This window comes from Bacillus sp. YH3-2-B2 (genome assembly GCF_053663335.1).
Genome location: NZ_JBSJQE010000004.1, coordinates 59,378 through 83,983, shown reverse-complemented (window position 1 = coordinate 83,983; position 24,606 = coordinate 59,378). Strand labels below are relative to the sequence as shown.

Here is a 24,606-nt window from a genome sequence, read left to right as displayed (position 1 = left end):
TATATGGAGAAAAAAGTATTGCTGACAGGCTTTGACCCCTTCGGCGGGGAAACGGTCAATCCTTCATGGGAAGCGGTCAAACGGCTGGACGGTGCCGCTGAGGGCCCCGCCTCTATTGTATCTGAACAAGTGCCGACCGTTTTTTATAAGTCTCTTGCCGTGCTGCGCGAAGCGGTCAAAAAGCATCAGCCTGACATTATCATTTGTGTCGGACAGGCAGGCGGCAGAATGCAGATCACGCCGGAACGGGTCGCAATCAATCTGAATGAGGCGCGCATACCGGATAACGAAGGAAACCAGCCTGTCGGGGAAAACATTTCTCAAGGCGGTCCCGCAGCCTATTGGACCGGCCTTCCGATTAAACGGATCGTTGAGGAAATCAAAAAGGAAGGCATTCCCGCGGCTGTATCCTACACGGCGGGGACGTTTGTATGCAATCATCTCTTTTACGGGCTGATGGATGAAATCACCTGCCATCATCCGCACATCCGCGGCGGGTTTATACACATCCCGTACATTCCGGAGCAAACCTTGCAGAAGTCTGCGCCGAGCCTCAGCCTGGATCTCGTGACAAAAGCGCTCAAAATCGCCGCGGTGACCGCCGCGGCGCATGAGGACGATATTGAGACCGGCGGAGGCGAACTTCACTAAGCTGCAGACGGCGCCTCGGCCCATTTCTTCCGGTAAACGATGCGGGACAGCGTCACACTGATTTCATAGAGGACGAGCAGCGGAATCATGACGAGAAAGTCAGACATAAAATCCGGCGGCGTAATCAGCACCGAGACGACGATCAGCAAAAAATACGAAAGCTTCCGCGCCTTTGCCAGCCGGGTTGGATTCACGATTCCGAGCCGTGTCAGAAACATGACGGCCAGAGGCATTTCAAACAAAAATCCGAACGGCAATGTAAGATTCAGCATAAAGGTAAAATACTTGTCCGCCGTAAATACCATGTCAAAATGGCCGGCGGATAATTGTGTTAAAAATCCGAGCACAATCGGAAACAGCACAAAATACCCGAAGGAAATTCCGATAATAAACAAAAGCGAAAGCCCCGGAATGTAAAGCAAAGCGGCGCGGCGTTCAAACGGGGTCAAAGCCGGCGCCGTAAACCGCCAGAGCTGAAAGGCCGCAACCGGAATCGCTGCCGTAAGGGCGCATATTCCCGCAATCATCATATACACCCATGAAATCTCGCTCGGCCCTAAAACGGCCAGCCTGCCATCCAAATCCTTGATCAGCCAGTCATAAATATCCTGCACAAACCAGCAGGCGCCGATAAAAAACACGAGAAAGGCGATAACGGTTTTAATGAGACGCTGCCGGACTTCCTCTAAATGCCCGATCAAGTGGGTTTCTTTTTTATCCAATCGTACATCCTCCTTATAGAGAAAGAGGCAGAAGCGGATTCGTCTGCCCCCATGTCAGGATTCAGCCTGCCGTTTTGTCTTTCTCAGCCGTCTGCTTGTCCGGCTCTTCATTTGAGACCAATGTTTTTGCGGCGCTTTTAAATTCAAGCAGCGTGCGGCCGGCGGCACGGCCGATTTCCGGAAGCTTTGAAGGCCCGAAAATGATGAGAGCGATGACGAAAATCAGGATCAACCCGGGAATGCCGATATTTGAAAACATGAGTGTGCCTCCTTATTGTGAGATTTTGGCCCGTTTCTTTCTCATTTGCTTTTCATGCGCATTGTTATGGGCGAAGAAACGATCCTCTTCCACCTCATTTGACTGCTTTAAGCCGCCTGCAACCGCCGCTTGTGAGACCTTCCGAATCCCCGTCTGGTCTTTTTGATAAATGAATGAAGCCCGCGTGGAAACCTCAGCCCCCGGCTCCGTCACGTACGGCACCACTCTGTAATCCGCTCTCCATTGGGCAGGCGTCACCGTACAGCGGACATAGCCGCGGTAATCGTTGAAAAACTTAATATGCGGGTTTTGTTTTAAGATCTGATCCGTATCGGCCCGTTTATCCGCCCCGTTTCCTCCAGATGTAATGGAAGTCCCGACGAATTCGGCTCCGAAAATTTTTGAATTCGTTTGATTAAAATCGGTATGCAGGTTTGACGCCCAGCTTGCATGAACATCACCCGTCAGCACGATGACATTGTTCAGGTTTTTGTTTTTTATAAAATCGATGACCCGCTCCCGCTGAGCCGGGTAGCCGTCCCATGAATCCATGCTGTATATCGGATTGGCGGTTGTTCCGAAATTCCATTGCGCGAAAAAGATTTGCTGCGCCAGCACATTCCACTTCGCTTTTGAGGCGGCTAAATTTTCGAAGAGCCATTGCTCCTGCTCTGTCCCCATCAATGTGCGCTTCGGGTCTCTCCACTCATCAGAAGGCGGCTTATTCCCGTCGCCGTTGGCCTGATCATCTCTGTACTGTCTTGTATCAAGCACATTGAACGATGCTAAATTGCCATAAGAAAATTGCCTGTACAGCCGCATATCAGGACCGTTCGGCAATGACATGCGCCTGAGCGGCATGTGTTCATAATAAGCCTGATAAGCTGCGGCCCTCCTGAGCACAAACGCTTCAACGGATTGGCCTTTTTCAGGGATAACATTGGCATAATTGTTTTCCACCTCATGATCGTCCCACGTCACGACCCACGGAAATGCGGCGTGGGCGGCTTTCAGATTGGCATCAGAGCGGTATTGGGCGTGACGGTTGCGGTAATCTGACAGTGTGTACACTTCGGCGCTGCTGTGCGTCCTGACATTTCCCGTTTTTGACACATATTCGTTCGGTCCGTATTCATAAATGTAATCTCCGAGATGGAATACGAGATCAAGCTTTTCCTTCGCCATATGTTTATACGCCGTATAATAGCCGTGTTCATACTGCTGGCAGGAGGCAAATGCAAACGTCATGGCGGATACGTCAGCGCCTGGAGCGGGCAGCGTTTTCGTCCGGCCGACGGGACTGAGCTCATGCCCGCTTTTAAACCGGTAATAGTACACTTTATTGGGCTTGAGCCCGTCCGCCTCGACATGGACGGAGTGTCCGAGATTCGGCTTGGCCATTTCCGTTCCGCGTTTGACGATGTGACGGAAATGTTCATCTGCGGCGATTTCCCATTTTACCGGCACGGCCTGCTTCGGCATGCCGCCCCCATTCAGCGGGTCAGGGGCAAGACGCGTCCAGAGAATGACGCTGTCAGACAGCGGGTCGCCGGAAGCTACGCCGAGGGTGAACGGATAGTTTGAAAATTTTGGAGCGGCATTCACTTCAAACGCGCCGATGGATTGCGCGATCGCTAACCCAAGGGAAAGACCGGCGATTTTCCCGGCGCCCTGTATAAATGCGCGGCGGTCAAACGTATTGTTCTGAAAGCTTTTGTTCTCCAATTCCTTGATCCATTCATCTAAACGGCCGTCATGTGTCATGTCAGTTCCCCTTTCGTCTTATTGATCGCCCTTATTATAAAAAAGAAATGTTAAACCGCTATGAAGAAGTGTGAAGGGTTTGTAAGGCTGAAAAATGAACGGCGGGAGACATTTTTCACATTGTTTCGACAAACCTTGCCCCGCCGGAAGAAAACCCCCTCTGTTTCTTTTTGGCTTGTCATCCGTCAAGCGCACTTTTTTCCTATTTTTCTTCACAAAACATTAAAAAAACACCGTTCATTTTAAGAACGGTGCGCCCGGGATCAAAATGTATTGTATACGTTTTCGCACGTCTCACCTGTCGGCTGATAGAAGCAGTGGGATCTGAATCTGGCGACAAACGGCTGGCCATACCAAGTCTGCGGGCAGTTGCCCGGCGGCTTAAAGTACCACAGACTGAACTTAGCCGGCCAAAACCGTTCTCCGTTAATGTTCCTGCGGGCAAGCCTCCGCTCGGATTCACGCGGTCTCTGGTAAAAGTATCCGTGAGTCACCGCTTCAAACGCGTGCGGCTGAAACACCATCTGCCTGATGGTGCGCAGGCCTTTAAAATCAGAACAATTCGCCCGCACCCGATTGATTCCCACATTGCCGACCAAAAGCATTCCCTGCTTCCCTTCGCCTTCCGCTTCCGCCCTGAGCAGCCTTGCCATTAGATCGACATCGGCGCTCGACGCTTTTACGACTGCCATCATGACACCTCCCGTATTTTCTCCTTTCATCATATTCAGCCGCGGCCCAGTGATGACAGCCAAAAGCCAGAAAACAAATGTTCACGAAAAAAGGGTTTATATTTCACGTTATGAGGAAACATACTAACATGATTTCCATAAGGAGGAATTCGCATGGAACACATTAAAGCGCTTGCCATTAAAGGCATTATGACCATCATTATTCTGTATCTGATACTCGGCTTAGGTTTTCGCTTTACATTCGGTGACGTGCTGCTGATGACCATTGTGCTGGGGGCCGTTTCCTACTTTACGGGCGACCTGTATGTGCTTCCGAGATGGAATAATATCACGGCGGCGTCCGCTGATTTCGGAATCGCGTTTCTTGTTGTCTGGCTGATGGGAATGCCGCTGTCCATGGGCATTTCCGGAGGAAGACTGGCGTTTGCCGCTCTTATTTCCGCCGTCATCATCGCCGTCGGAGAATATTTTTTCCATATCTATCTGATGAGAAAAGACTTGGGAGGGTCCCGTTTTTTAGAACCCCGGTCCGAATAATGTAAAAAAGGCCGGATAACGGCCTTCAGCTTGTAGAGAAAACGATGTTTTTTCTGCAAGCTTTTTTGTTTTGTGCTGTTTCTTTACATATTCATTTGATTTCAGGTGCAGAAAAAGGACATCTATGTATTTATCAATTTTTCGAAGCAGGTGATCCTCTTCGACGAGTTGGTCAAACAGAACGAAATTCGGCTGTGTTTTGAGAAGCGTCTCTTGTGCGGGTCTTTTATTTTATGACAGGGAAATGGATATTTTAAGGGGAAAATAAAGGCTGTCGAGATTTCCTCGACAGCCTGAGCCCCTTAAAGGGGGGCTTTTTATTTGTAAAGTATAAACACTTTATACATCTTGATATAACTGATAAACCCTTTTCAGCCTTTCTTCGAGCTGTTCAAAATGAACAAAGCGGGCTTCTCTCAGAAACTCATCCCCATCAATGAACAAAAGAAGCACGGGGACAGTGAAGACTGAAAATCTGCCGGCAACCTCTTCTACCTCGTCAGCGTTGGTATGCCCCAATTTGATATTCGGAAACTGATCCAATACGTTTCTGAGCTGCGGCAGAACAGCGTGACATACTGTACAGGCAGGTCTTGAAATGTAGATAAAACTGAATTGATGCTGCTTAATAAAATTCTCGATAGAATCTAATGAATGTAAGTCTGTCAGCTCTTTCATCAAAACCCTCCTTCAAATCGGCTCGTCTTTCATGACCAAGCTCATCAATACTCGTACATTCACTATACACATTTATATGGATCATATCCGCTTTTTTGCGATTCAGAGCACCTTAACGTCGTGCTTGAAAAATAAAAGAACAGTTACCGCTTTTCAGTAACTGTTCTTAGATACTTATATTAAAAATGCAAAGCGTAAGCTCCTGAACCGATGAGTGCAACTCCGATGGAGACGGCAATCAGCACCACGTTATATTCAAAACCGCCGGCACCGTTCGCAAACCCTTTCGCTCCATGAACTTTTACAATGGCACCTAACATAATGATTGTTATGATAGCAGCTCCAAGCGGGAGGAATACACCTAAAATAAATAAAATTCCGCTTGCGAGTTCCCCGAGACCTGATAAAGCGGCCGCGGCATTGCCTGGTTTAACTCCAATTGACTCGAACCATTGTCCGGTTCCTTTAATCCCGTATCCGCCAAACCAGCCGAATAATTTTTGTGATCCATAAAACAGAAACACCACACCAATCATGATTCGAATAAGTAATAGTCCTGCATCTTCCATTTTTATCTCTCCTTATTTTTCATATTATATGATGTGCTGCAAGGCAGGCAGCTTGTTTACCAACAGTCGCTTCCAGCAAACATCTGTTGAATATATGTCTCTTTCTTTTTCTTCATGCGTCAGCAGTCATTAAGACTAATCTAGTTCCCTTACTTCAAACGGCAGCAGCCCTTGTTCAATTTGTGCCCGGTGCGGTTCATACTGCTCAGGGAGCATCAATTTTCCGCCCATTGTTTCTTGTGATTCATCATGTGCAAAGCCCGGCGGATCAGTTGCGATTTCAAATAAGATTTCCCCATGTTCTCTGAAGTAAACCGCATTAAAATAGTTTCTATCCTGAACAGGAGTCACACCATATCCGTGCGCAGCAATGAATCTTTGCCAATCTAATTGATCTTCGTCATCCTGAGCCCGCCAAGCGATGTGATGCACTGTGCCGACACCCATTTGTCCGCGGCCGATCGGCGTTAATTTAAGATCAATCACATTCCCGATATCACCGGCAGAACGATAACGAACGAAGTCTCCTTCTTTGCCGACTCGCTCAAGCCCCATGATGTTTTCCAGCAATTCACCTGTTTTTTCAGGCTGTGCTGATAACAGGGTTGCACCGCCAAAGCCTTTAATGGCAACATCCGGGGTTACATCTCCGAAAGTCCACGTATTGGCCTCCCCTGCTTCTCTTTCCACGATTTCTAAATGCAGGCCATGCGGATCATCAAATTCTATATATTGTTCTCCAAAACGCTCGATTTTTGTGTATGGCACGTTGAACTTTTCAAGTCTCTTTTCCCAAAATGCCATGGCACCTCTCGGCACGACGTAAGATGTCACGCCAACCTGCCCGTCTCCAATGATGCCTTGACGGGCGTCCGCCCACGGAAAGAATGTGATGATTGTTCCCGGCTTCCCGCCTTCATCCCCAAAATAAAGGTGATACGTACCCGGATCATCAAAATTGACCGTTTGCTTGACCAATCGCAGCCCCAGCACTCCAGCGTAGAAATCAGCATTCTCTTGAGGGTGACCGACAATTGCTGTAATATGATGGATTCCCATCGTTTTTTTAGCCATTTTTATCCGCTCCTTTACAAATATTTAAATATACTCCACAAACTCATTCACAGGCTTTCGGTAGCCGCGCGGCCTTCTGCTTTCTATTTTTTCTTTCCCGATTGTAATCATCATGACGACCTCAAATTGATCATCTATATTCAAAATCTGTTTCACGGCTTCAGGATCAAACCCTATCATCGGACAGGTGTCCCAGCCTTTTTCCTTAGCAGTCAGCATAAAGATCATCGCAGAAAGTGAAGCATTTCTTATCGCCTCATCTCTCTTAAACAGTTCTCCCCTGTTTTCATAAAACGAAACGGTGTCTTGAACCATGTGATCATACTCTTGTTTATTTAATACCCCCAGCATCTTCAACCCTTCATAGATGCCAGCCGCTTGCTGATATGCCTGCTTATCCCCTAAAACCAAAAGAACCGCTGATGAGCTGAACACTTTATATTGTCCGTTTGCGGCCTGCTTCAGCTTTTCTTTTACCTCCGGGTCAAGAACCGTCACATATTTTGTATGCTGCAAATTAAAAGCTGATGGAGCCAACGCAACCAATTCAAACATTTCGTTGAGCTCATCTCTTGTGATTGGATGTTCTGGAAGAAAGTTGCTTGCAGATCTTCTTTCATTCACCAGCTGTACAAATTCAGCCATTTCTCTCGCACTCCCCTTTATCTCGAATTCGAGATATTATGGTATAAAAAATCAAATAGCATATGATCAAAAAACGAAACGATCGGCAGGTTCTTATCCTGCACTCTAATTAAATTACCTTGAATTAAAATATCTTGAATTCAAGGTAATAATAAATTATAAATATTCAAATGTCAACAGTTCATTTTTAAATTCAGCGCAATTTTGTTTATGTACTATTTAGCCCTGCTCCAACTTTTTTTCTGTCACCTTATTTATTAGTAAACAGGAAACAACCTTGCTATAGACCCACTCGAAACTGAATTGATATGATAAGCAAAGTGATTACACAAGAAAGGATACGGAGAACGAATCAAAAGCGCTCCTATTTTTTTGTGCAGTTTTATAGGAGGAAAAAATGACAAGTGAAAGAGAACAAATAAGCAAAAAAGTTGCTTTGATTGCATTGATAGCCAATCTGATCTTAATGGCAGGAAAGATCTTTTTTGGACTGATAGGCGATAGTGAAGCAGTTTTTGCCGACGGTATACATTCTGCAGCGGATGTCGTGGCTTCAATTGCTGTCCTGGCCGTCATCGGTATTTCTAATAAGCCGCCCGATCAAGACCATCCTTTCGGGCATGGCAAAGCTGAGGTCATCAGCGAAGCGATTGTAGGAATCATATTAGTGCTCGTTTCCGTGTATATTCTGATAGAAGCGATTTCGTCCTTTGTTGAAGGTCCAAGCATCCCGCAATACAGCGCATTGTTTGCGGCTCTGATATCCTACGTGGCTAAGCAGATCTTATATCGTTATTCGATCAAACAAGGGGAAAAATGGAACAGTAAAGCGATTATAGCGATTGCATACGATCATAAAGGCGATATCGTTGCCTCTCTTGCCGCTTTTATCGGCGTCCTATTGGCGATTATCGGGAACACACGCGGATGGTCCTATCTGTTGTACGCCGATGCGATTGCCAGTGTCATCGTGGCGTACCTCATTTTTAAGATTTCAATGGAATTAATCAGGCCGTCTGTTGATGTTCTCATGGAAAAAAGTGTCGATCCCGAACTGATAGAGGAATATAAAGCGGTTATTTTGCATTGTCCTCAAGTCAAACGGCTCGATAAAATCCGAGCGAGAGAACACGGCCACTATAAATTGCTTGATGTCCGGTTATCTTTGGATCATGATTTGACGATTAAGCAGGGACACGATATAGCCCGCGAAATCCGAAATGAAATCAAAAGACACTTTTCAGATGTTGAAGAAGTGCTCATCCATGTGAATCCTTATTTTGAAGAATGAAAAAGCAGCTTGTAGAGAAAACGATGTTTTTCTACAAGCTTTTTTATTTTGTGCTGTTTCTTTACATATTCGTTTGATTTCACTGATCCATATGCTTTCTGATAAAATGCAGCAGCGTGTTTCCTTGAGCGGTCAATATGACACCCTTCGCGCCGCACTTCGGACAGGGCGTCCCTTCTTTCTCCTCGCCGGTTCCTTCACAATGCGGGCACGTGAGCTCAAGATCGTCGGTTGCGATCACCATGAATATCCCTCCTTTTTTGATTGTCTGCCCGTCTCCAGTCACTTTCCATGGCCATCACCTCCTTAACAACACAAAAAAACCCCGTCCATCAAAGGACGAGGTTTTCGCGGTGCCACCTTTATTAACGGCTGAAAAGCCATTCTCTCAAAAAGTACAGAAACTCAGGGTTTCAATACTCCTTTCTTGATAACGGGGAAAGAATCCCGGCACCGCCTACTGTCATTTCAGCGCAGCAATTCAGAAGCCCATTCGGCACCGGACGGGGATCGGTTCACAGCGGCCACCGACTCTCTGAACCCCGCGCGCTGATGCGTACTTACTCTTCCTCAGCATTGTTCATCCGTTCTATGATTTTAAAATGTATCATACGCTGTCATCCGGCGGAAGTCAATAACCTTTCGGATCGGACAGGCCGAGCATGTCCCGCGCCATTTGCATATGCTCCTCTTGCCCCGTCTGAAGCGCGAACTTCGCCGTTTCCACAGGGTAAGCGGCCTGCCATTCTGTCACATGCTCCTGCATTTTCGGCCAGACGCGCCCGCCTTCAGCTTCGTAGCTCTTCATCAGCCGTTTTGTTTCTCTTTCTCCTAATATCACTTGATAAAGGACAAAATCCTTGGCCGGATCGGCAACCTTTGCCTCCGTCCAATCGAGGAGACCCGTCACACGCTGATTTTCGCCGATCAAAATATGCGGAGGATGCAAGTCGCCATGGATCAGCGCGGAAAAATCAGGCCAGTACGAGCTGTCATTTATCCACGTTTGCCATCTTTTCCAAAGCGGCTCTGAGACCCCGATTTCTTTTTTTATATGATCCATTGATTCCGCCGCCCTTTGCCTGACGTCATCCGGTTTTATAATTTCAATTCCGGATCTGGAGGCCGCATCCGGGTCTGCCCCGTGCAGCCCGGCTAATGCCGCGGCAAGCGAGCCGACAAAACCGTCTGAAGGCGGCTCGTGCTCCATATTCCAGACATACTGTTTCTTATCCAGATCAATTGCGGCAGCGGGTATTCCGTCCAGTTTCGGATAAGCGATCAGTTCCGGTGTATGAATCCGCCAATCGGGGACTGATACCGCGGCATGGCTGCGGAGAAACGCGAGAACATCGCTTTCTGCAGCCGCTCTTTCGATAACATCGGGACGGCGCGGCTTTCGGAGCACCCATGTCATGCCGCTGTCATCTTCAGCAAATATGACTTGGAAGTCCATACCCGTTTCATTTATATCCGCCCCTTCATATTTTAACCGTAAGCCATTTTCCTTTGCGATGTTCAGAACGGATTCTATTTCCCTTTGTTTTGTCATTTCGTTTCCCCATTTCCCTTATTTACTGACACAGAGCTTCGCCTTTAGGCGGAGGAGAAAGAGATGTGTGAAGACGCCAAAAAGAGGGCGGCATAATCGCCGCCCCCTCACTATTACTGTCAGGTTCCTTATTCAGGCAGACAATCCCGGTTTCCTCCGCGCTCAAGGCAGAGACTTTGACACTATTTCATTAGTGCGAAAACCGGAATTTGATCAGCCATCAGGATCCCTCCGTTCCTTCTTAGTTAACATTATTTTACACAAAAACCTTATATACGTAAACCCTATTTATCAGCTTACCGGCTGCCTCCGCTGACAAATTTTGATCCTTCACGTAAATCTTTCGCCTCCAAAAAAAAGACGTGAATGAATTTTTTCATATTCACTTTAACCGGAGAAAGCGGCACGGTTTCCTTAGCCTGCATTTCTTTCATTCTCTTGCTGACAGCGGGGAAATCAAAGAATTTCGAGGCGTAATATTCAAATTTGGGGTTTGAAAAATCAGTTGTGCCCAATGAAGCGAAATGGTTTAACGAATGAATGACGGCCCTTCTGATCCGCTGTTCCGAGGCTTTGATTTCTCTGTTAACCTCGGCTTGTGCCGCCGCAGGCCCCAGCTTCCGAATGGCGGCGTTTGTAAACATCTGCTTTAAAGACGGGATGTTTCTTTCCGCCTGTTCATCCTCAAATAAATAGTGAAGGACGGCCATGAGGTCATGCGCCCCGCTTTCTCCCACGATGCCTAATTCCGACAAAAGAAATTTTCCTGTTTCTTTGATTGATTTCTCGTGCATCCCCCCCGGCCCGCTTTTTTTCGGTTCATTCCGCTGAATAAGACGGCTTAACGAATGTTGGATGTCGCCGATCGAGGTTTCCAGTTCAATCCGCTCTTTTACTTTTCGCAAAACGGTGACGATCTCGATTTTGTTGATCGGTTTATGGATAAAGTATTCGATGCCGAGAGAATAAGCTTCTCCCACCATTTCCTTTGCCTCCACCTGCGATATCATCACTGCTTTTCCGTTGTACGACCCCTGAAGATGCCGTATCGTCTCAATCCCGTCCCGGCCCGGCATCAGCAGATCAATTAATAAAATATCGACTTGTTTGAAATGGAGATAATGCCCTTCAATCTGGCTTCCGTCCTCTGCCTCACCAACGACTTCGCCTAAGTCCTCGTCCTCAATCATCTGTTTTAAAATGGAACGGATCGCCCGGTCATCATCAGCTATAAAAAAACGCATATTATGAGTTCATCCTTTCTGCAATCAAATGCTTCACCGGCAGCTTAATCGTAAATATGACGCCTTTTGGCTTGTTATGAAAGGAAATGTCTCCGTCAAGTTCGGTTACGATTTCCTTCACGTATGAAAGCCCGATGCCCGTTGAAGGTGTGCCGAATTCATCGTATTTGGACGTAAATCCGGGATCATAGATTACCTCTCCGATTTTTTCCGGGATGCCGGGACCGTCATCTTCCGCCTCAAATTCAGCCATCTCTCCCTCAGCCCTGCGCAGCGCGAGGCGGATCTCACCCCTGTCACCCATGGCTTCGACGGCATTGGCGGTCAGGTTATTTAAGATCGACAGGACGGTAAAGACGTGATAATCGGGGTGTTCTCCTTCAATCACGCTTTTGAATTGAATGTCTTTGCCTAAAGATTCGGCGTATTTTTCATTGATGCGGATAACGAGGCCGACCAGATCGGCGGCCTTCATGTAATCCCGGAATCTCTCATTTGAAATCAGCTTCGACAGGCCGGCGAATATTCGCTGATTGTCTTTTTTCACTTCATGAATTTCTCCCGCAAGGCGCAGCATTCGGCTCCCGAGCTCCCGGTCGTTCCCGCTCATTTCCCGATACAGCTGATAGGATTCTTTCGTCACATGCTCCGTCGTTTTCAGCGTTTTTTTCAGATGAATCGTTTCTTCATATAAGTTAGACACAATCATCAGCATGTGCTCATGCTGCTTTCTCGTTTGTTTTTCCCTGACCTGAGATTCGTGCAGCTTCATCACGTTGAAAAAACTCAGCACAATAAATGTGTGAGAAACAGCGATAACCGCGATATCCGCCAGCTTGTCCGGCATCATAATCTGCTTGCCGCCGGAAAACTGAACCGTCATTTCAACGGCATCGGACGCCATTTCAATGAGAAAACCGAGAAACCCGATCATGAGCGGCCGATCCCAAAAAAGCCTGACCTTCAGCACATAAAACAAACAGGCATATGTAAAGTAAAAAAAGAAACTGGGATATTGGCTGAAAAAAGCCGCCGTAAATCCGGCATGCTCTCCCCCCCAGCACGCCAGGCCGATCCGGAATGCCACAACGGCTGCACCTGTCAACAGCCCTGACAATACCGCCGGCACATGCCGAAGCAGCAGAAGAAAAAAGAAAAAAGCCGGGGCGCCGAAGCTGATCCGATATACCTCATTCAGGGGGTAAAATTTCAGTTCCCCCGCCAGCGGCACGGTGATCAGCATAAGAGCGAAAAGATAGCCGTCTTTTTTCAGTAAATAGTCGAGCCTGATCATAATCACTTCCTTCTTCTGTCTATTTTGAACAAGACCGATACAGTCCGCAAATTTCTTTAGACCCGAATGGCGGGACACTCCGGCTGATTTATAAATCTATCGGCTTATTTTAAGAATGATTTTGTCGTATTTTGTATGATTCTGTAGATGTCATTATACATTAACATGGAACACGCTATTTTTGAAAACGTTTTCCAAGACCGGTTTCCGCTTCGGACAGGCTTGCAATAGAGGAGGAATGTTATGAAAGATATGGTCAGAGAGCGCCTTGAAAAAGAGGAACTGGCTTCACTTTTACAAGATTGGGTCGAGCATTACCGACCGTTTTCCGTCAATGGAAAAAGCGCAAATTATATACCCGCCCTCGGAGAAATCAACGACTCTCAGCTGGGCATTTGCATATTAGAGCCGGATGGCTCAATGATTCATGCCGGTGAATGGAATGTGCCGTTCACATTGCAGAGCATCTCAAAAGTCATCAGCTTTATTGCCGCATGCATGTCCAGAGGCATTCCTTATGTGCTCGATCGTGTGGACGTGGAGCCGACGGGTGATGCGTTTAATTCTATCATCCGGCTTGAAATCCATAAACCCGGGAAGCCCTTCAATCCGATGATCAATGCCGGCGCCATTACCGTCGCCTCGCTGCTTCCGGGTGAAACGGCGCATAATAAATTAGAATATCTCTTTTCCGTTTTTGAAAAATTAATAGGAAAACGGCCTCACATTCACGAGGAGGTCTTCCGTTCTGAATGGCAGACCGCGCATCGGAACAGAGCGCTCGCCTACTATTTAAAAGAAACGAACTTTCTCGAGGCGGATGTGGAAGAAACGCTTGAAGTGTATTTAAAGCAGTGCGCCATGGAGGGTACAACCGAGGACATCGCTTTAATCGGATTGATACTTGCCCATGACGGCTACCATCCGATCCGACGGGAACAGGTCATTCCGAAAGATGTCGCGAAACTCGCCAAAGCCCTGATGCTGACGTGCGGGATGTACAATGCGTCAGGCAAATATGCGGCTTTCGTCGGCGTCCCGGCCAAAAGCGGGGTATCCGGCGGCATCATGGCATTGGTTCCCCCAAGCGCCAGAAGAGAGCAGCCTTTTCATAACGGATGCGGCATCGGCATTTACGGTCCGGCCATTGATGAATACGGCAACAGCCTGACCGGCGGCATGCTGCTGAAACATATCGCACAGGAGTGGGAGCTCAGTATTTTTTAATCAAACGAACCAAGAGGTGATTGGATGCAGGAATTCCTTGAAAATGTAATCGGCTCGGCAAATGATTTTTTATGGTCAAAACTGTTAATCGTACTGCTTCTTTCTCTGGGACTGTTTTTTACGTTCAGATCAAAGGGTCTGCAAGTCCGCATGCTGAAGGAAATGATCCGGGTTTTGAAGGAAGGCGCGGCCGCCCGGACAAAAAACAGCATTTCCCCGTTTCAGGCATTTTGCATCAGTATGGCGGCGCGTGTCGGAACAGGGAATATTACCGGAATCGCCATTGCGATCGCACTCGGCGGTCCGGGCGCTATTTTCTGGATGTGGATTATCGCAGTCATCGGTTCGGCTTCAAGCTTTGTTGAAAGCACGCTGGCCCAAATTTATAAAGTAAAAGATCAAAACGGATTCCGCGGCGGCCCGGCCTATTACATGGAAAAAGGCCTGAAGAAACGCTGGATGGGCGCGCTGTTCGCCGTATTAATCACACTGTCATTCGGGGTTGTTTTTAATTCCGTTCAATCCAATACGATCAGCGTCGCCTTTCAAAACGCGTTCGGCACCAGCCGGCTTACATTGGGCATTATTTTAATCTTGGTTTTCGGCGGCGTAATCTTCGGCGGCGTCAAACGAATTGCGAAAATGGCGGAATACATCGTAGTCGTCTTGGCCGTTTTATATATCGGTGTCGCCTTCTTTGTCATTCTGACGAATATCACCCAGTTGCCCGGCGTTCTGTCGCTAATCGTAAAAAATGCGTTCGGCATTGATCAGGCAGCGGGCGGCGCTTTAGGTGCGGCCTTGATGCAAGGTGTAAGACGCGGGATTTTCTCAAATGAAGCGGGTATGGGAAGCGCTCCGAACGCGGCGGCGACAGCTACGACGAGCCACCCGGTGAAACAGGGGCTCATTCAGGCATTCGGCGTCCTGACGGATACGCTCGTCATTTGTACAAGCACGGCGCTTATCATTTTATTTTCAGACGCTTATCACCAGCCGGGACTGAGCGGCATCGCGCTTTCTCAGGCCGCCTTGAGCGACCATGTCGGCGCGTGGGCGTCAGGTTTCCTTGCCGTCTTAATGCTTTTGTTCGGCTTCAGCGCTCTGATGGGCAACTATTATTACGGAGAAACCAATATCGGATTTTTAAGCCAGAACAAAAAGTGGCTGTTCATTTACCGCATCTGCGTGCTCGGAATGGTACTGTTCGGCTGTATTTCCAAAGTCCAGCTTGTGTGGGATATGGCTGACTTGTTCATGGGCTTAATGGTGGTCGTGAACTTAATCGCGATTTTCCTTCTGTCGAAAAAAGCATTTGCCGCTTTGAGCGATTATGCCCGGCAAAAGAAAGCCGGAAAGGACCCCGTCTTTTACAGAGATGTGCTCCCTGATGACGACGGGATCGAATGCTGGGAGTATTCAGATATCGCGAAAAGCGCGAAAGGCAAACACATTTCCTAAACAAAAGGTGTTCAGGCAGCGTCCTGAACACCTTTTTTCCGCCGGTTCATTGACAAAGAGAATAGCGTCCATTACCCTTTTTATATATTTTCAGTAAAGTCAGAAAGGAAGGCCTATGAATCCCATTACACAAATATTAAATGAATACCCGGTTATGATCATAGACGGCGCGATGGCAACCGAGCTTGAGCGGATGGGCTGTGATTTACATGACGATCTGTGGTCGGCCAAAATTCTTTTGGAGAGACCCGAACTGATCAAACAGGTGCATGCAGAATATTTTGCCGCCGGCGCTGATTGCGCGATCACCGCCAGTTATCAATCGACAATTGAAGGATTTGCAGCGCACGGCATCCCGGAAACCGAGGCGATACGTCTCATTCAGACATCTGTTGAACTTGCCGCACAAGCACGCGATGAATTTTGGGCGCATGAAGAAAACCGTTTACACCGGCCTAAACCTTTGGTCGCCGCTTCTATCGGACCTTACGGCGCGAGCCTCGCTGACGGCTCTGAATATCGCGGGCATTACGGACTGACGGAAGATGAGCTGATCAGCTTTCACCGCCCCCGGATGAAAGCCCTCATAGAATCCGGCGCCGATCTTTTGGCCTGTGAGACCATTCCGTGCCTGTCAGAAGCAAAAGCGATCACAAGGCTGCTGGAGGAATTCCCCGGCACTTATGCATGGATCAGCTTCAGCGCTAAAGACGGACGGCATATCAGCGAAGGCACGCCTATTTCCGAATGCGCGGCCCTGCTTGACTCCTGCAGCCAAATCGCAGCGATCGGCATCAACTGCACACCGATCGAACATATTCCGCCGCTGATAGAAGAAATCAAACGGGCAGCATCCAAACCGATTATCGCCTATCCGAACTCCGGTGAACAATATGACCCGGTGACAAAAACCTGGAAAGGCGCAGCGTGCGAAAACCATTTCGGAAAAAGCGCGCAAAGCTGGTACGAAAACGGCGTGAGCCTGATCGGAGGCTGCTGCCGGACGAAACCTGAGGACATCCAAGCCATTGCCGATTGGGCCAAGACCTTAAAAACAACTTGACTAATCGGAATAGTTTGTATATTCTATTCAAAAAGCCGGTTCGCCGGAATCTCGTGCCGTTCGCCGGCATGAGATTTTTTATTAGAACGGCCCTCGCAGAAAGTTGGAAAACAATGAACAACAAGAACGAGACGAATTTTCAGAGAAGTATGAAAAGCAGACACCTCTTTATGCTATCACTCGGAGGTGTGATCGGAACGGGGCTGTTTTTAAGCTCTGGGTATACCATTCATCAGGCGGGTCCGGCGGGCACCATTTTCGCTTACCTTTTGGGCGCGGGCATCGTCTATCTTGTCATGCTTTGCCTCGGTGAACTGTCAGTGGCCATGCCGGTGACGGGCGCATTCCACACCTATGCGAAGACCTATATCGGGCCCGCGACGGGCTTTACGGTCGCATGGCTGTACTGGCTGACGTGGGCGGTGGCGCTGGGCTCTGAATTCACGGCGGCCGGGCTCTTCATGCAGCGCTGGTTCCCGCATACTTCAGTTTGGATGTGGAGTGCGGTATTCGCTCTTTTCATCTTTTTATTAAACGCCTTCTCCGTGAAATTTTTTGCTGAATCGGAGTTTTGGTTCTCAAGCATTAAAGTCTTAGCCATCTTACTGTTTATTTTATTGGGCGGAGCGGCGATGTTCGGCCTCGTCCCGATGAAAAGCGGTGAGGCCGCACCTATGCTGTCGAACTTTACGGATGGCGGCAGCCTTTTTCCAAATGGCTTTTTCCCGATACTGATGACGATGCTTTCAGTAAACTTCGCCTTTTCAGGGACGGAATTGATCGGAATCGCCGCCGGGGAAAGCGCCGATCCGGAAAAAACCGTTCCGCGCGCCATTAAGACCACAGTCTGGCGGCTGGCGCTTTTCTTTATCGGAACGATTTTTGTGCTGTCAGGGATGATCTCCATCAAGGAAGCCGGTGTGATTGAAAGCCCGTTTGTCACGGTATTTGACAGAGTCGGCGTGCCTTATGCGGCCGATCTGATGAATTTCGTCATTTTAACGGCGCTTCTGTCCGCGGCCAATTCAGGGCTGTACGCGTCATCACGTATGCTGTGGTCCCTGTCTAAAGAAGGGGAGCTTCATCCCGCCTTTGCCAGGCTGACCTCTAAAGGCATTCCTTTTAACGCTCTGATCTTCAGTATGATCGGCGGCATTCTGTCATTGTTGTCAAGCGTATTTGCAGCGGATACAGTCTATCTTGTTCTCGTCTCTGTCTCAGGATTTGCGGTAGTGGCTGTGTGGATGAGCATCGCCGCCTCGCAATTTTTGTTCAGAAGACGGTTTCTTAAAGAAGGGCACCAGCTTTCAGACTTGAAATACAGGACGCCGGGATATCCGGCCGTACCGATAGCGGCCTTTCTCCTATGCCTCGCCTCCTGTATCGGCATCGCTTTTGATCCGAACCAGGCCATCGCCCTTTATTGCGGAATTGCCTTTATGGCCGTTTGCTACACCGCTTATTACTTGAAAAACCGGAAAAGCAGAGCCCGCGTGCAAGCCGTAAAATCCCAATAATCCAAAAAAGAACCCTGCAGCGCAGGGGTTCTTTTTTCATTTATACTTCAACAACCCATCTGAACGAATCCCGCACCTTCCCGACTTGGATGCCGGCAATCGTTTCATAGAGCTTTTCTGACACTTCACCGATCAAACCGTTATTCAGCTCAATCGTTTCTCCGTGAATGTGCAGCGCGCCGACCGGCGAGATGACGGCCGCGGTTCCCGTACCGAATACTTCTGACACCTCGCCTCTCATTGCAGCCTCATAGATGTCATCAATGGCGACCTGTTCTTCCCTGACACGGATGCCCCAGCTTTTTAACAGCTCTATCACAGATGCGCGTGTGATGCCCCCGAGAATGCTTCCGTTTAACGCCGGCGTTACGGCCTCTCCGTTTATGATGAAAAAGATATTCATACTCCCTACCTCTTCGGCATATTTCTTTTCCACCCCGTCGAGCCAAAGCACCTGATCGTACCCCAGTTCTTCGGCTTTCCGCTGAGCCTGTAAGCTGGCCGCATAATTTCCGGACGTTTTGACGTCGCCCACTCCGCCGGTGACGGCACGCACATACTCATCCTCCACATAAATGCGGATCGGTTTCAGCTGATCGCCGTAATACGAACCGACCGGCGTCAGAACAACCATGAACTTGTAACGCTTTGAAGGCCGGACACCTAAAGAAGGCTCAGTCGCAATCACAAACGGACGGATATATAAAGAGGTTCCTTTTTCTATCGGTATCCATTCCTGCTCCAGCTCAACCAATTGTATCAATGCTTCCAGCGCCAGCTTCTCGTCAAGAGGCGGCATGCTCATCCGCCGTAACGATTTATTCAGCCGTTTTATATTTTGGTCAGGACGGAACATCAACACCCGTCCGTCTTCTGACCTGTAAGCCTTCAGCCCTTCAAATACGGCCTGCCCGTAATGGAAAACCGATGCGGAAGGATCCAGATGGACCGGTTCATAAGGTGTGATTCTCGGATCATGCCACCCTCTCTCCTCTTCGTAATCCATGACAAACATGTAATCTGTGAAGTACTTGCCAAATCCCAATGAAGCGGAATCCGGTTTTTCTTTTCTAGCTGTGACCTTACGTCTTTCAATCAGTTGATTCAACAAAAGCACACCTTTCTTCTAATTGTTTAAATTTTCAGTCTTTTCTGGGCTGCATGTTTTTTCTGTCCCGAATCTTGTATGCACAGATATATGAGAATGCAGTTGACCATATCATATCAAATATACCACTTATAAGAGGATAATTATCAAAATTTTTAATATTTTCAGCAGAAATCTTTCTTTATTTTTATGCTCCTTCTTTTTTTCCAATGCGGACTTTCTGTCATATTCAATGATTGCGCTTACATAATGTAAAGCAATCCTTCCTTTCGCACAGTCAATAATGTGACAAATTTATGGCGGAGAGGAAGGTGGTTGCCGCCTGCTTCACGAATTACGTAAGAAATGCGCAAGTAAAAGGGGGATTCGCTTGAAAAAATTTATCGCATTCCAGATTTTGATCGCTTTAGCCATCGGAGCATTGATCGGCCATTTCTTCCCGGATTTCGGGATGGCGCTGCGGCCCGTCGGAGACGGATTTATCCGCCTGATTAAAATGATTGTCGTGCCGATCGTGTTTTCGACCATTGTTATCGGAGCCGCCGGCAGCGGCAGTATGAAAAAAATGGGCAGTCTCGGCATCAAAACGATTATTTGGTTTGAAGTGATTACGACGCTCGTTCTGGCGCTCGGTCTGTTATTGGCAAACGTGCTGAAGCCGGGAGTCGGACTTAACCTCTCTCATCTTGCTAAAAAAGACATTCACGAGCTTTCCGGCTATACGGAAAAAGTAGTCGACCTGAAACAAATGCTTCTTGATATTATCCCCGTTAACATCATTGACGTTATGGCGAAAAATGATCTACTCGCCGTCATTTTTTTCGCGATCCTATTCGGTGTTGCCGCAGCCGGCATCGGCAAAGCCTCCGCACCTGTCATGAATTTCTTTGAATCCACGGCAAATATTATGTTCAAGCTGACGCAGATGGTGATGGTCACCGCTCCGATCGGCGTTCTCGCCCTGATGGCCGCCTCCGTCGGGCAATTCGGAATCGCGCTTTTGCTCCCGATGCTGAAGCTGATCGGCACTGTGTTTCTCGGGCTGTTCCTGATACTTTTTGTTCTGTTTCCGATCGTGGGGCTTATCTTTAAAATCAAGTACTTTGAAGTGCTGAAAATGATTTGGGATCTGTTTTTGATTGCTTTTTCCACGACAAGCACAGAAACCATTCTGCCTCAGCTGATGGATCGGATGGAGAAATATGGCTGCCCGAAGCGGGTCGTCTCCTTTGTGGTTCCGTCAGGTTTATCGCTGAACTGTGACGGCTCCAGCCTCTATTTATCGGTGTCCTGTATTTTCCTGGCGCAGGCGTTTCATGTGGAGATGCCGCTTTCTCAGCAGCTTCTGATGATGCTTGTGCTCGTCATGACAAGCAAAGGCATTGCCGCCGTCCCGTCAGGCTCACTCGTCGTGCTTCTGGCGACAGCGAATGCGGTCGGTCTCCCCGCGGAAGGCGTCGCCATCATTGCCGGTGTCGACCGCGTCATGGACATGGCGCGAACCGGTGTCAACGTGCCCGGCCATGCGGTCGCCTGCATCGTCGTATCCAAATGGGAAAAAGCTTTCAAATATAAAGGACCTGTCACGGCAGACCAGACCGCACGGACAGAAAGTATGTAAACACAAAAAAGACCACCTCATTGGTGGTCTTTTCTATTAATCAATCGCCGCATGATCCTCTTTTTCAATCAAAGCAAGGCGTTCATTGATTTCTTCCTGAGTCATTTCGTGCTCTTTCACATACATGTTGCGTTCGTTCGTACGGCATTCGTGACTGCAGCTGCGCATGTATTTGTATTCATTCTCAGGTGTGCAGATCATTTTTTTATTACATGCCGGATTTGCGCAGTTCACATAACGCTCGCACGGCTCGCCCGTGAAATAATCTTTTCCGATGATAACGTGCTCTACGCGGTTGACCGGTACGCTGATTCTTTCGTCAAACACATAGCACTGTCCGTCCCACAGCTGCCCTTGCACTTCAGGATCTTTACCGTAAGTGACGATACCGCCGTCAAGCTGGGACACGTCTTCAAAGCCCTGCTTCAGCAGCCAGCCGGAAAATTTCTCACAGCGTACGCCGCCTGTGCAGTACGTGAGGATTTTTTTGCCTTCAAGCATGTCTTTGTGTTCTTCAATCCAGTCCGGCAGCTCACGGAACGCCTCAATATCAGGTCTGACCGCTCCGCGGAAATGACCGAGATCATACTCATAGTCGTTTCTGGCGTCGATCACGATCGTGTCAGGATCCTGCATTTGCTCATAAAAGTCTTTCGGTTTCAAATGCTTGCCCGTCGTGACATTCGGATCAACATCATCTTCGAGACGAAGCGTCACCAGCTCTTTTTTATGGCGCACAAACATTTTGCGGAATGCATGGCCGTCAGCCTCGTCAATTTTGATCGGCATGTCGGCAAAACGCGGATCAGCTTTCAGCGCATTCATGTATTGTTCCGTCTGTTCAACCGTTCCGGACACCGTGCCGTTAATGCCTTCCTCAGAAATCAAAATACGGCCTAACAGACCGAGCTCCTTACAAAACTTCAAATGCTGAGCCGTGAACTCTTCAGGCTCATCAATCTTTACATATTTATAATAAAGTAAAACTCTATATTGTTTTTCCATGATTTATACACCCTGTTCAATTATATTAATGATCACGCACACTATACTATATCATACAGGAAAACGGGCGAAAGATGAACATTTCCGTCCGTACTCTTTCTTCCAGTCACGCTTCGCCTTTTAAAACCTGCTGAAAATAAAACCGATACGTATTGCGCAAAAAGGTCTCAAGCGAAAGGCCGGCCGCGGTCTGATACTTGCCGATAATAAACGGAAAACGGTCACGGCCTTTTGCCCGCAGAAGATCGGCGCTGTCTTCAGCCAGTTCTGAGATGAGCGCCTCAACGACAGGCCGGCATGCATCCCGCACCGCTTCAAGAATTTGCTGATCGCCTGTATGCCGGTACTGTTCGATCAGCTTTCCCAAATCCTTTTCTTCCATAATGTTCACTTCCTTACACCATATAAAAAAGAGGAGCAGCTTTTATAAAGCGGACGCCTCCTCCTGTGACTCCGCATAACCGATGATCTGACCGACCTGTAATTCACGGCCTTCAGTCAGGTTATCCGAAGGGGTAAACATACCTTTCTCGAATACTAAAATAACGGTCGATCCAAATGAAAAATAGCCCAGCTCTTCCCCCGTCTCAAGCCGGTTTCCGGTGTTTGTCTGAACGATCGAGTTAATATTCATCGCACCTACCGGAATCATGAGCATCTGCTGATCAGCACGGGTCAGCTCGTACACATAACGGTAATTTTTTGAGAGCACATCTTTCCCGTACTTTAACCCCATCGTATTAACGGGATAGGAGCGTTTCCCCAGCTCGGCCAGCTTTTGATACGTGCAGCTGACGGGAGAATGGAAGCGGTGGTAATGTCTCGGGCTCAGGTAAAGAACGGCAAAACACCCGCCGTTATACTTGTGATCGGCGCTTTTAAACCCCGTCAGTTCAGCGAACGAATAATCCTTCCCTTTTACCATGAAAGTTTGATTGGGATTAATCATGCCCACCGTCTGAACGACGCCGTCCACCGGGCTGACGATGGCGTTCTTCTCTTTTGCCACGGGGCGGAGATTCAAATTAATATCACGAATGAAAAATGACGCCAGTGAATCAAAGTCAGAAGCCGTGCGTTCCGTTTCATTCCAGTTAATGCGATAGTGTTTGGAAAACAGCGGAATCATCGGCTTGCTCAGTTTCGATTCACAGAAGTTTTTAATGAGATAAGACGTCAATCGATTATTAGTCAGTTCAATCAATGAACGGTAAAGAACTTTAGCGGCAGTATTAAACATTGATTACTCCTATGAATTTTCCTATAGTAATAAAAATAAAACACCATAAAAACGCTCCGATGGCGGCGAAGCATAAGTAGGTTTTGAATTCCATTCTGCCGATTCCGGAAAAGTAGCAGGTCACGTGTCTGATGCCGGGGATGAAATAGCCTAAAATAATGGTGTACGGCCCGTACTTCTTCATCCACCTGTCTACTTTCTCCATCCTCTTTTCCTTCAGGCCGACCCATTTCCCGAACTTATTAATAAACGGGCGGCCGGCTTTTCTGCCGATGAAGTAGCTGATAATCATCCCAAGGAGCGCTCCGATAAAGCTGATCAGAATGGAGAGCCCGTAATTCAGCACGTTTAAATGAGCGAAGTAGCCCACAAGCGTCATCATGACTTCATCCGGAATAGGCAATCCGATAATACCGAGTGTCAGCATAAGAAAAATCGCGATATATCCGTAATCGGATATTAATTGCTGAACTAATTCCATCTTCTGCTCTCCAGGTTTTCAGGCGCCTGTTTTTTAAAGTGCGGAAATTTAATGTTGCTGACCATTAAATAACCGAGCGCGATCGTTCCCGCCCCCAGAAGAAAAGCGTTATTGATAAAGCTCAAAATGACAAGACACATACCCGCAAACGGAATCGGCATCCCGATAAACGTCGGCAGCTTGCTTTGTTCAATATTAAATCTGGAAAGACGGATCATCCCGCAGATGCTGTAGGAAAGCGCGATTAAAATTCCGATGAACGGAAGCGTATATAGTGAAACACTGTAAGCGAGCATGGACGGCGCTACGCCGAACGTCACGAGATCAGCAAAAGAGTCAAGCTCTCTTCCCATCTCCGATACCGCGTTCAGCTTACGGGCGGCCAAACCGTCAAAAAAATCAAGAAACATCCCGGTGAATATAAAGATCACCGCAGAGTGTATATTATGATACAAAAGGGAATGAATCGATAAGAGCCCGCAAATGAAATTTCCAATTGTAATCATACTAGGTATATAATTCACAGTTTACACAAACCTCCAATTAAAACCATATCAAATCGGACTGCGTATGCATAAAGAATACATTTTAAGGAAACATAAAATGAAATTCTTTCAATGCTATCATTCAAATTCTTTTATTATACAGCATTTGGTGTTATTTGAACAATCTAATCTGGTGATTTTTGTTTTTTCGCCGTTCATATTAAGGTAAGCAATCATGGTTTCCTCTATTCCGGATTACCCTGCTTAAATATTTCATGCTGCGATCCGGATTGTCCGTTCTTGATGAATGAAAAGCCGTATGATGTATTGTTATTTCCTTCTCCGGGAAATGAGAACATTACATATAACGATTGCGGACATAAAAAGTTTCAAGAATTAAAAAGCCGGCACAAAACGGCCTCATAC

Annotated in this window: 26 protein-coding genes and 1 other annotated feature; of the genes, 8 read left to right on the top strand and 18 right to left on the bottom strand. The window is 47.7% G+C overall.

Annotated features, from left to right (window positions below; genetic code table 11):
• The first annotated feature begins 3 nt into the window (after positions 1-3).
• Entirely contained in the window at positions 4-651 is a 648-nt protein-coding gene (gene pcp / locus ACWJJX_RS15135; protein WP_101562663.1) for a pyroglutamyl-peptidase I, read from the top strand.
• Here pcp and tatC read toward each other — a convergent pair.
• From tatC to ACWJJX_RS15115, 4 genes are all read right to left on the bottom strand, one after another.
• Positions 648-1,373, bottom strand: a complete 726-nt coding sequence (gene tatC / locus ACWJJX_RS15130) for a twin-arginine translocase subunit TatC (RefSeq protein ID WP_454023091.1) — start codon at positions 1,371-1,373, stop codon at positions 648-650. The genes pcp and tatC overlap by 4 nt on opposite strands.
• 61 nt (positions 1,374-1,434) lie before the next feature.
• Positions 1,435-1,632 (bottom strand): twin-arginine translocase TatA/TatE family subunit, encoded by a 198-nt coding sequence (locus ACWJJX_RS15125; RefSeq protein ID WP_003156681.1) that lies wholly within the window; start codon positions 1,630-1,632, stop codon positions 1,435-1,437.
• Positions 1,633-1,644: 12 nt separating this feature from the next.
• Entirely contained in the window at positions 1,645-3,396 is a 1,752-nt protein-coding gene (locus ACWJJX_RS15120; RefSeq protein WP_146283851.1) for an alkaline phosphatase D family protein, read from the bottom strand.
• A 263-nt stretch (positions 3,397-3,659) separates the two neighbouring features.
• The gene (locus tag ACWJJX_RS15115; RefSeq protein ID WP_003156683.1) at positions 3,660-4,088 is read right to left on the bottom strand and encodes a cell wall hydrolase; all 429 of its coding nucleotides are present in this window, start codon (positions 4,086-4,088) and stop codon (positions 3,660-3,662) included.
• 153 nt (positions 4,089-4,241) lie between these two features.
• Between ACWJJX_RS15115 and ACWJJX_RS15110 the strand changes: the two genes are divergently transcribed.
• Complete coding sequence (locus tag ACWJJX_RS15110; RefSeq protein WP_003156684.1) at positions 4,242-4,625, top strand: DUF2512 family protein; 384 nt, start codon at positions 4,242-4,244, stop codon at positions 4,623-4,625.
• 339 nt (positions 4,626-4,964) lie between these two features.
• On the opposite strand, the gene ACWJJX_RS15105 is transcribed toward ACWJJX_RS15110, so the two are convergent.
• The 4 genes from ACWJJX_RS15105 to ACWJJX_RS15090 all read right to left on the bottom strand — a co-directional run bounded on the left by ACWJJX_RS15105 (position 4,965) and on the right by ACWJJX_RS15090 (position 7,591).
• Positions 4,965-5,303, bottom strand: a complete 339-nt coding sequence (locus ACWJJX_RS15105) for a thioredoxin family protein (RefSeq protein ID WP_070081317.1) — start codon at positions 5,301-5,303, stop codon at positions 4,965-4,967.
• 179 nt (positions 5,304-5,482) lie between these two features.
• Positions 5,483-5,872, bottom strand: a complete 390-nt coding sequence (locus ACWJJX_RS15100; RefSeq protein ID WP_003156689.1) for a DoxX family protein — start codon at positions 5,870-5,872, stop codon at positions 5,483-5,485.
• A gap of 135 nt (positions 5,873-6,007) precedes the next feature.
• The gene (locus ACWJJX_RS15095) at positions 6,008-6,946 is read right to left on the bottom strand and encodes a ring-cleaving dioxygenase (protein ID WP_044053421.1); all 939 of its coding nucleotides are present in this window, start codon (positions 6,944-6,946) and stop codon (positions 6,008-6,010) included.
• 24 nt (positions 6,947-6,970) lie between these two features.
• Entirely contained in the window at positions 6,971-7,591 is a 621-nt protein-coding gene (locus ACWJJX_RS15090) for a nitroreductase family protein (protein WP_070081316.1), read from the bottom strand.
• A 397-nt stretch (positions 7,592-7,988) separates the two neighbouring features.
• Between ACWJJX_RS15090 and ACWJJX_RS15085 the strand changes: the two genes are divergently transcribed.
• The gene (locus tag ACWJJX_RS15085; RefSeq protein WP_058906537.1) at positions 7,989-8,882 is read left to right on the top strand and encodes a cation diffusion facilitator family transporter; all 894 of its coding nucleotides are present in this window, start codon (positions 7,989-7,991) and stop codon (positions 8,880-8,882) included.
• Positions 8,883-8,961: 79 nt separating this feature from the next.
• Here ACWJJX_RS15085 and ACWJJX_RS15080 read toward each other — a convergent pair whose 3' ends face one another.
• The 4 genes from ACWJJX_RS15080 to ACWJJX_RS15065 form a co-directional block, all read right to left on the bottom strand.
• A complete protein-coding gene (locus ACWJJX_RS15080) occupies positions 8,962-9,126 on the bottom strand; it encodes a tryptophan RNA-binding attenuator protein inhibitory protein (protein ID WP_015388747.1) in 165 nt (54 codons plus the stop codon).
• A gap of 88 nt (positions 9,127-9,214) precedes the next feature.
• Positions 9,215-9,465 (bottom strand) — a binding site (T-box leader).
• Positions 9,466-9,513: 48 nt separating this feature from the next.
• A complete protein-coding gene (locus tag ACWJJX_RS15075) occupies positions 9,514-10,434 on the bottom strand; it encodes a macrolide 2'-phosphotransferase (protein ID WP_070081315.1) in 921 nt (306 codons plus the stop codon).
• A 296-nt stretch (positions 10,435-10,730) separates the two neighbouring features.
• Complete coding sequence (locus tag ACWJJX_RS15070; RefSeq protein ID WP_043866801.1) at positions 10,731-11,678, bottom strand: DNA-binding domain-containing protein; 948 nt, start codon at positions 11,676-11,678, stop codon at positions 10,731-10,733.
• A gap of 1 nt (position 11,679) precedes the next feature.
• Positions 11,680-12,972, bottom strand: a complete 1,293-nt coding sequence (locus tag ACWJJX_RS15065; RefSeq protein WP_077721743.1) for a sensor histidine kinase — start codon at positions 12,970-12,972, stop codon at positions 11,680-11,682.
• Positions 12,973-13,215: 243 nt separating this feature from the next.
• On the opposite strand from ACWJJX_RS15065, the gene ACWJJX_RS15060 reads away from it, so the two are divergent.
• From ACWJJX_RS15060 to ACWJJX_RS15045, 4 genes are all read left to right on the top strand, one after another.
• Entirely contained in the window at positions 13,216-14,199 is a 984-nt protein-coding gene (locus tag ACWJJX_RS15060; RefSeq protein ID WP_003156697.1) for a glutaminase, read from the top strand.
• Between the two features lie 24 nt (positions 14,200-14,223).
• Complete coding sequence (locus ACWJJX_RS15055; protein ID WP_003156699.1) at positions 14,224-15,660, top strand: alanine/glycine:cation symporter family protein; 1,437 nt, start codon at positions 14,224-14,226, stop codon at positions 15,658-15,660.
• A gap of 115 nt (positions 15,661-15,775) precedes the next feature.
• The gene (gene mmuM, locus ACWJJX_RS15050) at positions 15,776-16,723 is read left to right on the top strand and encodes a homocysteine S-methyltransferase (protein WP_454023090.1); all 948 of its coding nucleotides are present in this window, start codon (positions 15,776-15,778) and stop codon (positions 16,721-16,723) included.
• Positions 16,724-16,836: 113 nt separating this feature from the next.
• Positions 16,837-18,240: an amino acid permease gene (locus tag ACWJJX_RS15045; protein ID WP_161985653.1), complete on the top strand. Its 1,404-nt coding sequence runs from the start codon at positions 16,837-16,839 to the stop codon at positions 18,238-18,240.
• A 40-nt stretch (positions 18,241-18,280) separates the two neighbouring features.
• Here ACWJJX_RS15045 and ACWJJX_RS15040 read toward each other — a convergent pair whose 3' ends face one another.
• On the bottom strand, positions 18,281-19,348 hold the full coding sequence (locus tag ACWJJX_RS15040; RefSeq protein WP_025853807.1) for a branched-chain amino acid aminotransferase: 1,068 nt from the start codon (positions 19,346-19,348) through the stop codon (positions 18,281-18,283).
• A 370-nt stretch (positions 19,349-19,718) separates the two neighbouring features.
• Here ACWJJX_RS15040 and gltP point away from each other — a divergent pair, with 370 nt between their 5' ends.
• Positions 19,719-20,969 (top strand): glutamate-aspartate/proton symporter GltP, encoded by a 1,251-nt coding sequence (gltP, locus tag ACWJJX_RS15035; protein WP_024084845.1) that lies wholly within the window; start codon positions 19,719-19,721, stop codon positions 20,967-20,969.
• A gap of 36 nt (positions 20,970-21,005) precedes the next feature.
• On the opposite strand, the gene trhO is transcribed toward gltP, so the two are convergent.
• The 5 genes from trhO to pssA form a co-directional block, all read right to left on the bottom strand.
• Entirely contained in the window at positions 21,006-21,974 is a 969-nt protein-coding gene (gene trhO / locus ACWJJX_RS15030) for an oxygen-dependent tRNA uridine(34) hydroxylase TrhO (protein WP_003156708.1), read from the bottom strand.
• 106 nt (positions 21,975-22,080) lie between these two features.
• Entirely contained in the window at positions 22,081-22,356 is a 276-nt protein-coding gene (locus ACWJJX_RS15025; RefSeq protein WP_003156709.1) for a hypothetical protein, read from the bottom strand.
• Positions 22,357-22,398: 42 nt separating this feature from the next.
• Complete coding sequence (locus ACWJJX_RS15020) at positions 22,399-23,214, bottom strand: phosphatidylserine decarboxylase (RefSeq protein WP_017419326.1); 816 nt, start codon at positions 23,212-23,214, stop codon at positions 22,399-22,401.
• The gene (locus tag ACWJJX_RS15015; RefSeq protein ID WP_003156711.1) at positions 23,207-23,695 is read right to left on the bottom strand and encodes a DedA family protein; all 489 of its coding nucleotides are present in this window, start codon (positions 23,693-23,695) and stop codon (positions 23,207-23,209) included. The genes ACWJJX_RS15020 and ACWJJX_RS15015 overlap by 8 nt, the downstream gene beginning before the upstream one ends.
• Positions 23,686-24,219 carry a CDP-diacylglycerol--serine O-phosphatidyltransferase gene (gene pssA, locus ACWJJX_RS15010; RefSeq protein ID WP_003156712.1) on the bottom strand — a complete coding sequence of 178 codons (534 nt, stop codon included), beginning with the start codon at positions 24,217-24,219 and terminating at the stop codon, positions 23,686-23,688. The genes ACWJJX_RS15015 and pssA overlap by 10 nt, the downstream gene beginning before the upstream one ends.
• Positions 24,220-24,606 lie beyond the last annotated feature (387 nt).

Bases quoted from the DNA above. Each gene is read 5' to 3' on its own strand.
- ACWJJX_RS15090 (WP_070081316.1), bottom strand. From the start codon at position 7,591: ATGGCTGAATTTGTACAGCTGGTGAATGAAAGAAGATCTGCAAGCAAC.
- ACWJJX_RS15080 (WP_015388747.1), bottom strand. From the start codon at position 9,126: ATGGTGATCGCAACCGACGATCTTGAGCTCACGTGCCCGCATTGTGAA.
- ACWJJX_RS15070 (WP_043866801.1), bottom strand. From the start codon at position 11,678: ATGCGTTTTTTTATAGCTGATGATGACCGGGCGATCCGTTCCATTTTA.
- trhO (WP_003156708.1), bottom strand. From the start codon at position 21,974: ATGGAAAAACAATATAGAGTTTTACTTTATTATAAATATGTAAAGATT.
- ACWJJX_RS15095 (WP_044053421.1), bottom strand. From the start codon at position 6,946: ATGGCTAAAAAAACGATGGGAATCCATCATATTACAGCAATTGTCGGT.
- ACWJJX_RS15055 (WP_003156699.1), top strand. From the start codon at position 14,224: ATGCAGGAATTCCTTGAAAATGTAATCGGCTCGGCAAATGATTTTTTA.
- ACWJJX_RS15025 (WP_003156709.1), bottom strand. From the start codon at position 22,356: ATGGAAGAAAAGGATTTGGGAAAGCTGATCGAACAGTACCGGCATACA.
- ACWJJX_RS15020 (WP_017419326.1), bottom strand. From the start codon at position 23,214: ATGTTTAATACTGCCGCTAAAGTTCTTTACCGTTCATTGATTGAACTG.
- ACWJJX_RS15125 (WP_003156681.1), bottom strand. From the start codon at position 1,632: ATGTTTTCAAATATCGGCATTCCCGGGTTGATCCTGATTTTCGTCATC.
- pcp (WP_101562663.1), top strand. From the start codon at position 4: ATGGAGAAAAAAGTATTGCTGACAGGCTTTGACCCCTTCGGCGGGGAA.
- ACWJJX_RS15110 (WP_003156684.1), top strand. From the start codon at position 4,242: ATGGAACACATTAAAGCGCTTGCCATTAAAGGCATTATGACCATCATT.
- ACWJJX_RS15045 (WP_161985653.1), top strand. From the start codon at position 16,837: ATGAACAACAAGAACGAGACGAATTTTCAGAGAAGTATGAAAAGCAGA.
- ACWJJX_RS15100 (WP_003156689.1), bottom strand. From the start codon at position 5,872: ATGGAAGATGCAGGACTATTACTTATTCGAATCATGATTGGTGTGGTG.
- ACWJJX_RS15060 (WP_003156697.1), top strand. From the start codon at position 13,216: ATGAAAGATATGGTCAGAGAGCGCCTTGAAAAAGAGGAACTGGCTTCA.
- mmuM (WP_454023090.1), top strand. From the start codon at position 15,776: ATGAATCCCATTACACAAATATTAAATGAATACCCGGTTATGATCATA.
- ACWJJX_RS15120 (WP_146283851.1), bottom strand. From the start codon at position 3,396: ATGACACATGACGGCCGTTTAGATGAATGGATCAAGGAATTGGAGAAC.
- ACWJJX_RS15065 (WP_077721743.1), bottom strand. From the start codon at position 12,972: ATGATCAGGCTCGACTATTTACTGAAAAAAGACGGCTATCTTTTCGCT.
- ACWJJX_RS15105 (WP_070081317.1), bottom strand. From the start codon at position 5,303: ATGAAAGAGCTGACAGACTTACATTCATTAGATTCTATCGAGAATTTT.
- ACWJJX_RS15085 (WP_058906537.1), top strand. From the start codon at position 7,989: ATGACAAGTGAAAGAGAACAAATAAGCAAAAAAGTTGCTTTGATTGCA.
- ACWJJX_RS15015 (WP_003156711.1), bottom strand. From the start codon at position 23,695: ATGGAATTAGTTCAGCAATTAATATCCGATTACGGATATATCGCGATT.
- ACWJJX_RS15075 (WP_070081315.1), bottom strand. From the start codon at position 10,434: ATGACAAAACAAAGGGAAATAGAATCCGTTCTGAACATCGCAAAGGAA.
- ACWJJX_RS15115 (WP_003156683.1), bottom strand. From the start codon at position 4,088: ATGGCAGTCGTAAAAGCGTCGAGCGCCGATGTCGATCTAATGGCAAGG.